This is a genomic window from Rhizobium sp. PL01, assembly GCF_033447125.1.
GTDB lineage: Bacteria > Pseudomonadota > Alphaproteobacteria > Rhizobiales > Rhizobiaceae > Pararhizobium.
On the sequence record NZ_JAWQUM010000004.1, the window covers coordinates 356,479 to 369,621 of the forward strand.

The following is a 13,143-nucleotide window of genomic DNA, read 5'->3' on the forward strand; positions in this document are numbered from 1 at the left end:
CACATTTTCAATTTTGACGAAACCAATGGAGGCCTCTCATGGCACCTCGCGTACTCGTATCCGATGAACTGTCGGAAACTGCCGTCCAGATTTTCCGTGATCGCGGCGTCGAAGTCGATTTCCAGCCGCAGCTCGGCAAGGACAAGGAAAAACTTGCTGCGATCATCGGCAACTATGATGGCCTCGCCATCCGCTCCGCCACCAAGGCAACCGAAAAGCTGATTGCTGCTGCGACCAACCTCAAGGTCATCGGCCGCGCCGGCATCGGCGTCGACAATGTCGACATCCCGGCTGCCTCGCGCCGCGGTATCATCGTCATGAACACGCCGTTCGGCAATTCGATCACGACGGCCGAACACGCGATTGCGCTGATGTTTGCCGTTGCCCGCCAGCTGCCGCAGGCCGATACGTCGACCCAGGCCGGCAAGTGGGAAAAGTCGAAATTCATGGGCGTCGAAATCACCGGCAAGACGCTTGGCGTCATCGGTGCCGGCAATATAGGCGGCATCGTCTGCTCGCGTGCTATCGGTCTGAGGATGCATGTGCTTGCCTACGACCCCTTCCTGTCGAAGGAACGGGCTGAAGAAATGGGCGTCACCAAGGTCGAGCTGGACGAGTTGCTTGCCCAGGCCGATTTCATCACCCTGCACGTGCCGATGACCGACAAGACACGTGGCATCCTCAATCGCGAAGCTCTGGCAAAGACCAAGCCCGGAGTCCGCATCATCAACTGCGCCCGTGGTGGTTTGGTCGATGAGCAGGCGCTTGCCGATGCGATCAAGTCCGGCCATGTCGCCGGTGCCGGTTTCGACGTGTTCGAGGTTGAGCCTGCGACGGAAAGCCCGCTGTTCGGCCTGCCGAACGTCGTCTGCACGCCGCATCTGGGCGCCTCCACCACGGAAGCGCAGGAGAATGTTGCCCTGCAGGTGGCCGAGCAGATGTCGGATTATCTGGTCAAGGGTGCCGTCTCCAACGCCATCAACATGCCGTCGATCACAGCTGAGGAAGCACCGCTCCTGAAGCCCTTCATCCGGCTTGCCGATGTTCTCGGTGCCTTCGTCGGTCAGGTGACGGAAAGCGCGATCAAGGAAATCGAGATCCTCTACGATGGATCGACCGCGGGAATGAACACCAAGGCGCTGACCAGCGCTGCCTTGGCTGGCATCATCCGCAGCCAGGTTTCCGACGTCAACATGGTTTCGGCGCCTGTGATGATCAAGGAAAAGGGCATTATCCTGTCCGAGGTCAAGCGCGACAAGTCGGGCGTATTCGATGGCTACATCAAGTTGACGGTGACGACAGCGAACCAGACGCGTTCGGTCGCCGGTACAGTATTCTCCGACGGCAAGCCGCGTTTCATCCAGATCAAGGACATCAACCTTGACGCCGATGTCGGCAACCACATGGTCTACATCACCAATACCGACGTTCCCGGCATGATCGGTTTCATCGGCATGACGCTGGGTGATGCGGGTGTCAACATCGCCAACTTCCAGCTCGGCCGCCACAACGCCGGCGCCGATGCCATCGCACTGCTCTACGTCGATGGCGCAGTATCTGAAGACGTGCTCGACAAGCTGCGCGCCAACCCGGCCATCCGGGCCGCCAAGCCGCTGGTGTTCAACGTCGACTAACGGTCTCAAGCCGTCAGCCATTCAAGGGACATGCCGCGCGTCAAACGCGGCATGTCCCTTGTGCATTTCCGCATTTGTCGTCAGCAGCCTATAGGTCTTGAGTCATGCCCATGGCCAGTTTCACGTTTCGCAAGGCCGGTTTGAACGATCTCGACGGCGTCTTGACTGTTCAGGCGGTCGTCTTTCCCGCTTTCCAGGAGGCCAAGGCCACTTTCGCAGAGCGGTTGAGGCTCTATTCGGATGGATTTTTCGTCGTGGAGGAAGACGGCGATATCAAGGGATACTTGGTTTCCCACCCCTTTCATCGTCCCGCCCCGCCGCCGCTCGATACCTTGATCGGCTCCATATCCCCGGACTGCGACGCCTACTATGTTCACGACTTATCGGTGCTGCCAGAGATACGCGGACGCGGCGCTGCAGGCGCCATGATCGAAGCGGTAACTGACCTTGCCCGAAATGCGGGTTTTACCACGATGGCGCTGATTGCTGTGGGCGGCGCGGATATTTTCTGGCGCCGGTTTGGTTTCGGCCCGGTGTCCGTGCAGGCGCTTGAAGAACGCCTCGTCATTTATGGCGAGGGCGCTGTCTATATGGAGCGGCCTCTCTGACCGCACCCCCGTGTCAAATCTTCGGGCGCCCCTTTTCGGCGACAGCAATGCCGCCCAGCACCAGTGCCAATGCGACGATGTGGAAGGTTTGCAACGCCTCGCCGATCAGCGCGATGGACAGCAATGTTCCGAAGATCGGAATGGTGTTGATGAACAGGCCGGCCCGGTTGGGGCCGATCAGCTCGACGCCGCGCACATAGAGAATCTGCGAAACGAGGGAGGGCAGGAGGCCGGCATAGGCGACGATGACCCAGCCTTGCGTGTCGGGCCAGATCATCCGGCCAGTGGAAAACTCCCAGATGACCAGCGGAATGCTGCTGACAAGCGCGCCAAAGGCGGAGATCGCGATCAGGCTTTTCCAATGGATTTCCGGCTTCCAGCGCAATGCCACCGTATAGCCGGCATAGACGAGGACCGCCGCCATCATCAGCGCGTCGCCCTGGTTGAGATCGAGCGAGAGAAGGGTGGTGAGATCGCCATGCGACGCCGTCAACGCAACGCCGAACAGCGTCAACGTAAAGCCGGCAATCTGTGCCATGGAAAATGCGGTACGGAACAGCACGTAGTTCATCACGAAGATCACCATCGGGATGCCGGCCTGTTCGATGACGGCATTGATGGCGCTGGTAAACTGTAGCGCTGAATAGAGGAAAGCATTGAAAGCGGTGAAACCGACGGTACCATAGCCGAGCAGGATCAACCAGTTTTTGCGGATCACCGGAAAATCGCGGCGAACCTGCGGGGCTGCAAAAATGAGCAGTACGGCGCAGGCGATCACCCAACGCATGCCGGTCAGCATCATCGGGCTGACATGGCCGACCGCCATTTTCCCGGCGACGGAATTCCCACCCCAGATCAGGGTGGTGATGCAAAGAATGATATAGGCTTGCAGATTGACGGGCACGGTGTTCCCTAGGGCAAAGCATGGCAGCTATGGCGATGGCGGTAAAAAACGGAGGCTGCCGTATCGGCTTTTGCCGACGCAGCTTTCATCCGTGCATTGAATCAATCCGGATAGCAGAACGCAAGCCCGCATTATTGGCCGTGGGTGGTCTTGTCCCCACAAGGACAGCATGACAGGTTGTGTTTGGACTATGGGAGGGATCTGATGACGCAAATCCTCGTGGCACTTGTCTTCACGTTGCTCTCCAGCATGTTCGCGTCTGCGGCCGGTTTTGACTGTGCCAAAGCGTCCGCGGTTGATGAGCATATCGTCTGCGATGTTCCGCAACTATCTCAATTGGACAAGCTGCTGCAGCCTGCCTATCTGGAGGCGAAAGCGGCATCGCCAGATGAGAACGTGCCGCGCATGGCGCGGGATTTCCTGGCAGACAGGCATGCCTGCGGCGCCGACCGGGCCTGTATTCTCAGCACCTATCTCGGTGCGCTTGATGGCTACAGTGACCGTGGTGCCACCGTTGATATTCCAAAGGATATCACCGCCGAAACCATCGCCAATGGCCATGTTGGGATATCGATATCTGTACCCGAAAAGGTCGGGCAGTGCGTCCTCACCCAAGTGCTGGAAGTGCATCCCCGCATCGGTGACGACTTCGACGCCGGGACCGGTGTTGAATTCTCCAATGACGGATATCAGGTGTCCTATGAGCGGGACGAGGCGTTGATCGCGTCACGGCCGAAAGACGAGGTCGTCATGTGCCTCATCTCAATCCCACACCATTGTCCCGCCGGCGATGACAGGGGGCGGGTTTACATGACCACCAACAAGAGGACCGGCGGAACCTGGACGCTGGCGGACTCGCAGCATATGTGTGGCGGTGCTTGAGGGGCTTCCGGCCCTTGTCTGTGCACTCGCGATGGGTGTACCATCGGCATGAATATTCGGCAGATCCGCGCCGTTCCGGCAGTATCCACGGCTAATTCCGTCTTGTGAAACAGCGTCTGGACGCTAAGCCTGAGGACTAAATGCCGTCTTTACCATGCAAAAACCCGGAATCCCGGCCTAAACAGGGTCGCTTTCCAAAAAACAAAACAGTATAGATGCGCGGGTTTGAAGACAGCGCAATCACAGGCGCGTGGAAACAGGAAAACTGAAATGACGAATGTCGTGGTGGTCGGATCTCAATGGGGTGACGAAGGCAAGGGCAAGATTGTCGACTGGCTCTCAGAGCGGGCCGACGTGGTCGTGCGCTTTCAGGGCGGGCACAATGCCGGCCATACCCTCGTCATCGACGGCACCAGCTACAAGCTTTCCCTTCTGCCATCCGGCGTCGTGCGCCCGGGCAAGCTCGCCGTCATCGGCAATGGTGTGGTCATCGACCCGCATGCGCTGATTTCGGAAATCGAGAAGCTCGACAAGCAGGGCGTCACCATTACGCCGGAAAACCTGCGCATCGCCGACAACGCCACGCTGATCCTGTCGCTGCATCGCGAGCTGGACGGCATCCGCGAGGATGCTGCGTCCAACAGCGGCACCAAGATCGGCACGACGCGCCGTGGTATCGGCCCGGCCTATGAAGACAAGGTCGGCCGCCGCGCCATCCGCGTCATGGATCTCGCCGATCTCGAGACGTTGCCGGCCAAGATCGATCGCCTGCTCACCCATCACAATGCGCTGCGCCGTGGTCTTGGCGAAGCCGAAGTGAGCCATGAAGCGATCATGACTGAGCTGTCCTCGATTGCTGCCCGCGTTCTGCCCTTCATGGAAACCGTCTGGCTTCTGCTCGATCGTCATCGCCGCAAGGGCGCCCGCATCCTGTTCGAAGGTGCGCAAGGCACGCTGCTCGATATCGATCACGGCACCTATCCTTTCGTGACCTCGTCCAACACCGTTGCTGGTCAGGCTGCTGCAGGCTCCGGCATGGGCCCGGGAGCGCTCGGCTATATCCTCGGCATCACCAAGGCCTACACGACCCGCGTTGGCGAAGGCCCGTTCCCGACCGAACTGCACGATGAAATCGGCCAGTTTCTTGGCGAAAAGGGCCATGAATTCGGCACCGTGACCGGCCGCAAGCGCCGCTGCGGCTGGTTTGACGCCGCTCTCGTGCGCCAGTCTGTTGCTACCAACGGCATCACCGGTATCGCACTGACCAAGCTCGACGTGCTCGACGGTCTCGACGAGTTGAAGATCTGCGTTGGCTATACTCTGGACGGTGTCGATATCGATCATCTCCCAGCAAGTCAGGCACAGCAGGCCCAGGCGAAGCCGCGCTACATCACGCTGGAAGGCTGGAAAGAATCGACTGTGGGCGCTCGCAGCTGGGCACAACTTCCGGCCCAGGCGATCAAGTATGTGCGTCAGGTTGAAGAGCTGATCGGAGCGCCGGTCGCCCTGCTTTCCACCAGCCCGGAGCGTGACGACACCATACTTGTGACGGACCCATTTGAGGACTAGTCTCACGTTTACGACTAGGGAAGAGTTTGGCGTAAACACGCCGATGGTATGAGAAAGTTCTGATGGCGGATTTTGTTGCAGTTATTCGAAGGACCGTCGATGGTCTGTCGGACAATGTTCCCGAAATGCGGGCCAAGGTCTATGACAAGGCCCGCGGCGCCGTCCGCCGTCAGCTTGAAAGCATGAAGCCTCGTCCCTCGGACGAGATGATCGAACGCCAGATGGTCAAACTCGAGGCGGCGATCAACGAGGTCGAGGACGATCATGCCGAGGCGCTTCCCCCGATAGACGAACCGCACGATGATTCGGTCGCTGAAGCGGTTGAAGTCGAAGACCGCGCCGGCATGCCACCAGTTGCGGAGGTGCAGGAGCCCGAAGCGGACGCCGCCGAGGAAAAGCGGCCAGAGCCTGTAGTCGAACCGCAGCCAGTCGTAGCGCCGGTGGAACTGCCCGAACCCGTTGTGGCCGTTGTGCCGGTTGCGGTCGTCGAGCCACCGGTGGAGGACTATTATGTCGCTCCTCAGCCAGAACCTGAAGTGGTCGAGGCTGAAACCCCAGTGGCTGTTGTAGAGCACAGTGCCCCGGTCGAGCCGGTCCATTCGGAAGAGCCGGAAGACTATCGCCACGAGCCTGTTGCTGAGCCGGAGTATCCGGCGCCTGCGGCTTTCGAGCCCCAGGACCAGCGCGTCGCGGCGGTTGAGGAAACGGTTCACGTCCCGGAAACTGCACCAGAACCGGAAGTGTTCGCCGAGCCGGCCGTTGAATTGCCTGCCGAGCCAGCCGAAGAGAAACCCGCGCCCGCAGCTTCCGCTGAGTGGGAACTGCCGGAATGGAACGATCCGGTTCCAGCGACCGCCCACAGTGAGCCGGTCTGGACAGAGGCTGCGGAAGCAGCACCTGTTACCGATGAAATCCCCGACTTGACGCATTACGAGCCCGTCGAGACGGTAAAACCGTTGAACGACGAAATCGCTGCCAAGGAACAGGCGCCAGTCGAAGCTGCGACAGCCTGGGCTTGGGACGATAACGATCCCTTTACCCAGGCCCCCGCTACCGTAGCAGCCGAAACGTCTGAACCCGCAATTGCCGATTGGTCCTGGCCGGTCGAAAAGACGGCTGCCGCTGATCCTGATCAGCGAAAGGCTGCCAATGACAGCTGGAGTGATATCGACGAGCTTCTGGCGCATGGCGGCACGGCTGCAGCCGTTGGTGCCGCCGCCGCATCACAGGCAAGCAAGGCTTCAGCTGGTGTCGGTGAGGACGTCGAAGTGCCGGCGCGGCCGGTTTCCTATCGGGTGGAGCCGAAGCGCTCGCGCTTGAATGTGAAGGTTATCGGGCTTACCGCAGTACTTGCGCTGATCGTGGGCGGCGGTGGTTATGCCTATTGGCAAAATCAGACAGCGGTGAATTCGTGGATCTCCGGCGTCGTGGCGTCCGTTGCTGCCAAGCTACCGGGCCAGACCACGCCGGAAGCATCCGTGCCTGAAGAGGGCAAAAAGGACCTGACTGCGCCGGAAACGAACAACCAGACGCAGACGCCGGCAAATACTGACGTCGCGGCCGTCGAAAGCAGCAACAAGTTTACGCAGCGCCTGCAACAGGACGGTACTGAGATCGATCCTGGTCCGGCGACGGCACCCGCGGGCGCGAATGCGACCGTGGAAGGCAAGTCGGTGGCTGCGCAGACGGAGGCCGGCAAGCCGGTCGATACCGCTCAGGCGACGGCAACCACTCCGGCCGCCCAGGCAGCGACTGAAGGGCAGCCTGCCCAGCCGGTTCCCGGCCAGCAGGCAGCAGCAAATCCGGCAACGCAGCAGGTGCCAGCTGGGGCCCAGAAAATGTTCCTCTATGAGGAGCGGTTAGGCCAGTCTGCGCCAACGGCGATCGAGGGCAATGTCGCCTGGTCGGTCAAGGAAGAATCCCCCGGTGGCGATGCCAAGCCGGAACCGGTCGTTCAGGCACAGATCAATGTTCCCGAGCGCGGCCTGACGGCTCTCATGACGATCAAGCGCAATGCCGATCCGTCGCTGCCGGCCAGCCATGTGATCGAGTTCGTCTTCTCGTTGCCGGAGAATTTCGAAGGCGGCAGCATCGATAGCGTCCAGCGCGTTTCGATGAAGCGCAATGAACAGGATCGTGGCGATGCGTTGATCGCGGTTCCGGCCAAGATCACCGAAGATTTCCACATGATCGCGCTGAACGACTTCCCCGAGGCAGTCGCGACGAATACCGAGCTTCTGCGCACGCGCGGCTGGATGGACATTCCATTGACCTATCGCAACGGCCGCCGCGCGCTGTTGACGCTGGAGAAGGGGGCCGCTGGCACCGAGGCCTTCACCAAGGCCATGCAGGCCTGGAGCCTCGCTGTAAAGCCTGACCCGGCTGGTCAGTAATTCTGTTGCAAACGCAAAAAGAAACCCGGCTGGAGCGATCCAGCCGGGTTTTTGTTTGTTCAGTCATCGCCGGTCTCAGGCGTCTTCAACGACCCGAAGCGCATTCTGGCGATCCTGTGCCGCCTTGCGCACAGCGTCCTGGACCTTTTCGAAGGCGCGGACCTCGATCTGGCGAACGCGTTCGCGGCTGATGTCGAACTCGGTCGACAGATCCTCGAGCGTCACCGGATCTTCCGTCAGGCGGCGGGCCTCGAAGATGCGGCGCTCGCGGTCGTTCAACACGTTCATCGCGCTCGACAGAAGGCTGCGGCGGTTTTCCAGTTCGTCCTGTTCGATCAGGATTTGTTCCTGATTGTCGTGATCATCAACGAGCCAATCCTGCCACTGACCGGATTCGCCTTCGCCCGCCTTGATCGGCGCGTTCAGCGAAGCGTCTCCGGAGAGGCGCTGGTTCATCGAAATCACTTCGGCTTCGGACACTTTCAGGGTTGTAGCGATATGCGCAACCTGGTCGGGCTTCAGGTCACCCTCATCGAGTGCTTGAATCTTGCCCTTGAGGCGGCGCAGGTTGAAGAACAGCCGCTTCTGATTGGCGGTCGTACCCATTTTCACCAGTGACCACGAGCGCAGGATATATTCCTGGATCGAAGCCTTGATCCACCACATCGCATAGGTGGCCAAACGGAAGCCGCGCTCCGGGTCAAATTTCTTGACGGCCTGCATCAGGCCGACATTGCCCTCGGATACGACTTCACCGATCGGCAGGCCGTAGCCGCGATAGCCCATGGCAATCTTCGCCACGAGGCGCAGATGGCTGGTCACGAGCTGATGGGCTGCCTTGCGGTCGTCATGCTCCTGGTACCGCTTGGCGAGCATGTACTCTTCCTGCGGCTCAAGCATGGGAAACTTGCGGATTTCATCGAGATAGCGGTTAAGACCGCCTTCTCCGGCGGTAATTGACGGCAACGTACTGCGGGCCATGATGCACCCCCCTTTCGCGTTCCGGCCTCCTTTTGGCAGGCCGGGCATGTGGGTCTATCCGACCCCACATCCTCATAGATAAGTGCGGCGAAAGCATGATTCAAGAACTCCGGTTTCACAGAGACGTGAAGCCAGAGAAGCGCATGCTCCAGTTGGGTTACAGCCTGTAAATTGTGTCCGCCCCCGAAATATCAAGGGCGGAACCGGTCATTTGTAACATTTTGTAAGTTTGATTGGTGCGTGCCTATCAATGGATCGGCGAGTTGTCCTGTTCTTCCTCGAACATCACGGCGACGTCGCCATTGGCGCTCAGGCGCACACGATTGTCATCGACGCTTGCGACCAGTTCAAGAGCGATAAAGTGGTGGTGGCCCTCGTGACCGGAGCCACTGTCCTTCTTGGTCATCTTGATGCGGTCGCCTTCGACGTGATCGACGGTACCGACATGAAGGCCGTCGGCACTGATGATTTCGGCATGTTCCTTGATCTGTGTGGCATCAATCATCGCGCTTCTCCTTGTTACTGCTCGCTGACAACGCGCCAGAGCATAAAAGGATGCACACTGGCACCAAAAACCGTCTGGCGCCTGATCGACAATTCGGTCTCAGGCGCTCGGCACTTTTGGCGCGCCACTCGCCTTGAGAGCGGATCGCTAAGATGCCGTATCAGCCACGCAATGCTTCGACCAGTTCCTGCATGTCGTCGGGAACCGGCGATTCGAAATGCATGGTCTTGCCGGTGGTCGGGTGCTCGAACGCCAGCATGAACGCATGCAGAGCCTGGCGCGGGAAACGATTGACGACCGCCTTTGCCGCGTCCGGTAGCAGATTTGCTTTTGTCTTGAAGGCGGCGCCGTAATCGGGATCGCCGATCAGCGGATGACCGATATAGGCCATGTGGACACGGATCTGATGGGTGCGGCCGGTTTCGAGATTGCATCGGACCATCGCTGCGAGCGCTGTGGAGTCCGGCTTTTCGAGATAGCGCTCGACGACCTGATAGTGGGTGATCGCTTCACGGGCGTCATCGGCCCCTTCCTGCTTGACGGCGCGCTTGATCCTGTCTCCGGCTCGCCCGAGCGGCGCGTCGATCGTGCCCTTCAGCCCGCGTGGGCGGCCCCAGACGATGGCCATATAGGCGCGCTCCAGAGGACCGGTTCGGCCGTGGTCGGCGAACTGGTCGGAGAGGTGGCGATGGGCGATATCGTTCTTGGCGACCACCATGACACCGCTGGTGTCCTTGTCGAGCCGGTGGACGATGCCAGGGCGCTTGACGCCGCCGATGCCTGACAGGCTTGCGCCGCAATGATGGATCAGCGCGTTGACCAGCGTACCCGTCCAGTTGCCGGCACCGGGATGAACGACCAGGCCCGGCGGCTTGACCAGCACGATCAGGTCATCGTCCTCATAGAGCACGTCGAGCGGGATGTTCTCGCCCTTAGGTTCGGGGTCTTCCGCCTCGGGCATGCCGATCTCGAAGACGTCGCCGGGCTGCACCTTTTTCTTGGCCTCCTTGACTGTCTTGCCGTTGACGGAGACCTCGCCCTGTTCGATCAGGCTCTTGATGCGGTTGCGGGAAAACTCGCCGCCCAGCGCCTCTGTCAGATACGCGTCCATGCGTCCCGCCGCGTCCTCATTTGCCGTGAGGACTTTCCTAATCGCCGAGGCTTGTTTAAAGGGGTCGTTCATTCTCGTTCCATTTCCGCAGGTAAGGCCAGCCATGTCCAATCAGAAACCAGTCGAACAGGAAGACAAGCCGCTCGATCCGGTGATGGAGAACGTGCGCCGCAAAATGGTCAAGCTGCAGCTGGTCTCGGCCGGTGTCATGTTGGTGATGCTTATGGTCGTGCTTTCAGCGATTGTCTACAAGGTTACACGTCCGGGCAAGGCTGATGTGGCGCAAAGCGTCTCTGTCACTGTGCCGGGTGAGGCGCCGGTTACGGCAATTGCTGCGTTGCCTGCCGGGTTCGAAGTCTCCGATGTTGCATTGTCGGGCGGCCAGATCCTGTTCTACGGGGCGGTTGCCGGTGGAGATCGCAAGGCAATCGTCTTCGATATCGCTGCCGGCCGCATCGTTGCGGATGTCTCCGTCAAGACCAACTGAGAAGGCTCAGCCGTGACCCCGCTTCGCATTGACGATCCGGCTGATCCACGCATCGCCGGCTTCGTCTCGATCAAGGAGCGTGACCTGACGGGCCGCCATGGCCGGTTCATAGCCGAGGGCACGGTCGTACTGCGGATGCTGGCGGCCGCCCATCGCGCCGGGCGTGGCATCGAGGCTGAAGCCATCCTGCTGCTTGAAAACCGCGTCGATGGTATCAGCGGCATCCTCGCCGACTTCCCGGCGGGCATTCCGGTCTATGTTGCCAGTGCTCCGGTGTTCGATGCCATAGCCGGTTTCAACATGCACCGTGGCGTGCTGGCGCTCGGCAAACGCCAATCTGCGCCCAGTCTGGATGCGCTCGTCACCAGCCTTCCCGAAAATAGCCTGGTTCTCGCCGCCTGCGGTATTTCCAACCATGACAATATGGGCTCGATGTTCCGCAACGCTGCGGCCTTCGGTGTCGATGCCATCCTGATGGATGAGACCAGCTGTGACCCGATGTACCGCAAGGCGATCCGGGTCTCCGTCGGCTCGGTGCTGAGCGTACCCTTTGCCCGCGAAGGGTCGGTCACGGCGCTTGTCGGGCGGCTGCAGGCGGAAGGCTTTGCGATCTGGGGACTATCGCCACGCGGCAAGACTGATCTGCACGATATTCCACCGTCGCCGCGCACGGTGCTTCTTGCCGGGACAGAAGGCGAGGGGCTGCCCGAAAACATCATGGCATCGATCCACACCGCCAGCATTCGCCAGCGGCCGGGCCTCGACAGCCTGAACGTCGCCACCGCCACAGGCATCGCGCTGCATCAGGTGGCGATGATCAACGGCTTTATCTGAGGCCAGAGCTTATTGTTGTTCCGGCGGCAGCATGTCGCGGGCGCGGGCCGCGAGGCTTTTGTCTGTGGTAGCGGATTGCTTGCCTGTCACTGAGAGAAGCGAGGGTATCGGCGATCCCTGGCCTTCCTTGGCCGCAGTCAAAGCCACCATGGTTGCCGCGATATCGGCAATTTCCTCGCGCAAGGCATCATCATGCGTGGTTGACGTCGAGTTGGTCAATTGGTCAGACAGTGCTGTGGCCCGATTGCGGGCATAGTCGGCCGGTACGGTCAGATCGATGGCTGCTACTGGCGACATAACGTTATCCTGTGTTTCAGTCTGTTCCGGTCCGGCCGCTGCCGGATCCGTTACCGCGGGTTTCTTTTCCCGGCGGACGGGCATTGTCAAACCTGCAGCCCGCAGCGCTTTTGAGGCATCGCGCAAGTCTGTGCCCGTGTCCCTCACCTTGGCCTTCAAACGCTCGATCTCGCTGCCCCGGCGCTCAAGAAAACTGTCCTTGTCGGCATTGGTGGCCATTTCCCGGGCGAGTTTGGTTTCGAACTGCTTCAGGCGGGTTTCGTCACGCGCAAGCCGAACCTCCAGTTCCCGCGCCTTGGTGCTTTCGGCTTTCAGGTCGTTGCGCATGATTTCGCGCTCATCCTTCAGGCCTGAAATACGGCTCTTCAGGTTTTCCGCTTCTGCATCATGGGCTGCGACATCGATTTTCAGGCTGTCCATATCGCCGGACAGGTGATCCACCTGCCTGTTCAGGGTTTTGATGTCGATGTCCTTTTTGACGCTGTCGCGCTCGACATCGGCAAGTGTCGCCTTTAGCCGCTCGATGTTCTGCTCAAGCTGCCGGGCGGCGGAACGCAGGTCCGCCGCTTCGACATTCATATCGGCAAGTTGCGCATGCAGGTCGGCGTTTTCGCCGGCGAGGCGCTGGGTTTCCTTCAGGGTCGAACCGTTTTGCAGCAGAAGCGCAACATTCTTGTCGCGCTCGCGTTTCAGCGTCTGGCTGGTTCTGGCATTTTCGGCCGCATAGCCAGCCCGAGCGGCGTCCTTTTGCGCCCGAACTTCCTGCGGCGATAGCGGCATCGTTGCTGTCAGCCGCTCCTCGGCAAAGCGGACAATGCGCCGGTGCACGACGGGCGCCACCAGCAAGCCGAGCATAGCCGCGGTGAGAAAACCCAGAGCAAACAGGAGTGCGAATTCAATCACGGGCTGGCCATTTCAAGTTCAGAGCACGCGGCGAT

General features: G+C 60.1%; 12 protein-coding genes. 7 read left to right on the forward strand and 5 right to left on the reverse strand.

Annotated features, from left to right (window positions below):
- Nucleotides 1-38: 38 nt before the first annotated feature.
- Nucleotides 39-1,634 carry a phosphoglycerate dehydrogenase gene (serA, locus tag R6X40_RS12160; RefSeq protein ID WP_318413891.1) on the forward strand — a complete coding sequence of 532 codons (1,596 nt, stop codon included), beginning with the start codon at nucleotides 39-41 and terminating at the stop codon, nucleotides 1,632-1,634.
- Between the two features lie 110 nt (nucleotides 1,635-1,744).
- Nucleotides 1,745-2,242: a GNAT family N-acetyltransferase gene (locus tag R6X40_RS12165; protein WP_318413893.1), complete on the forward strand. Its 498-nt coding sequence runs from the start codon at nucleotides 1,745-1,747 to the stop codon at nucleotides 2,240-2,242.
- Between the two features lie 13 nt (nucleotides 2,243-2,255).
- On the opposite strand, the gene R6X40_RS12170 is transcribed toward R6X40_RS12165, so the two are convergent.
- Nucleotides 2,256-3,146 carry a DMT family transporter gene (locus tag R6X40_RS12170; protein ID WP_318413895.1) on the reverse strand — a complete coding sequence of 297 codons (891 nt, stop codon included), beginning with the start codon at nucleotides 3,144-3,146 and terminating at the stop codon, nucleotides 2,256-2,258.
- Nucleotides 3,147-3,350: 204 nt separating this feature from the next.
- On the opposite strand from R6X40_RS12170, the gene R6X40_RS12175 reads away from it, so the two are divergent.
- The 3 genes from R6X40_RS12175 to R6X40_RS12185 all read left to right on the forward strand — a co-directional run bounded on the left by R6X40_RS12175 (nucleotide 3,351) and on the right by R6X40_RS12185 (nucleotide 7,990).
- Nucleotides 3,351-4,028 carry a hypothetical protein gene (locus R6X40_RS12175; RefSeq protein WP_318413897.1) on the forward strand — a complete coding sequence of 226 codons (678 nt, stop codon included), beginning with the start codon at nucleotides 3,351-3,353 and terminating at the stop codon, nucleotides 4,026-4,028.
- A gap of 270 nt (nucleotides 4,029-4,298) precedes the next feature.
- Nucleotides 4,299-5,597, forward strand: a complete 1,299-nt coding sequence (locus R6X40_RS12180) for an adenylosuccinate synthase (RefSeq protein ID WP_318413898.1) — start codon at nucleotides 4,299-4,301, stop codon at nucleotides 5,595-5,597.
- A 62-nt stretch (nucleotides 5,598-5,659) separates the two neighbouring features.
- Entirely contained in the window at nucleotides 5,660-7,990 is a 2,331-nt protein-coding gene (locus tag R6X40_RS12185) for a hypothetical protein (RefSeq protein WP_318413900.1), read from the forward strand.
- 75 nt (nucleotides 7,991-8,065) lie between these two features.
- Here the strand turns inward: R6X40_RS12185 and rpoH are convergent, their stop codons facing one another.
- From rpoH to R6X40_RS12200, 3 genes are all read right to left on the reverse strand, one after another.
- Entirely contained in the window at nucleotides 8,066-8,971 is a 906-nt protein-coding gene (gene rpoH / locus R6X40_RS12190; protein WP_318413902.1) for an RNA polymerase sigma factor RpoH, read from the reverse strand.
- Between the two features lie 247 nt (nucleotides 8,972-9,218).
- Nucleotides 9,219-9,476 (reverse strand): DUF2171 domain-containing protein, encoded by a 258-nt coding sequence (locus tag R6X40_RS12195; RefSeq protein WP_318413904.1) that lies wholly within the window; start codon nucleotides 9,474-9,476, stop codon nucleotides 9,219-9,221.
- 160 nt (nucleotides 9,477-9,636) lie between these two features.
- The gene (locus R6X40_RS12200) at nucleotides 9,637-10,659 is read right to left on the reverse strand and encodes an RluA family pseudouridine synthase (protein ID WP_318413906.1); all 1,023 of its coding nucleotides are present in this window, start codon (nucleotides 10,657-10,659) and stop codon (nucleotides 9,637-9,639) included.
- A gap of 31 nt (nucleotides 10,660-10,690) precedes the next feature.
- Between R6X40_RS12200 and R6X40_RS12205 the strand changes: the two genes are divergently transcribed.
- A complete protein-coding gene (locus tag R6X40_RS12205; protein WP_318413907.1) occupies nucleotides 10,691-11,074 on the forward strand; it encodes a hypothetical protein in 384 nt (127 codons plus the stop codon).
- A gap of 12 nt (nucleotides 11,075-11,086) precedes the next feature.
- Complete coding sequence (locus tag R6X40_RS12210) at nucleotides 11,087-11,908, forward strand: RNA methyltransferase (protein ID WP_318413908.1); 822 nt, start codon at nucleotides 11,087-11,089, stop codon at nucleotides 11,906-11,908.
- A 9-nt stretch (nucleotides 11,909-11,917) separates the two neighbouring features.
- On the opposite strand, the gene R6X40_RS12215 is transcribed toward R6X40_RS12210, so the two are convergent.
- Nucleotides 11,918-13,108 (reverse strand): hypothetical protein, encoded by a 1,191-nt coding sequence (locus tag R6X40_RS12215; RefSeq protein WP_318413910.1) that lies wholly within the window; start codon nucleotides 13,106-13,108, stop codon nucleotides 11,918-11,920.
- Nucleotides 13,109-13,143 lie beyond the last annotated feature (35 nt).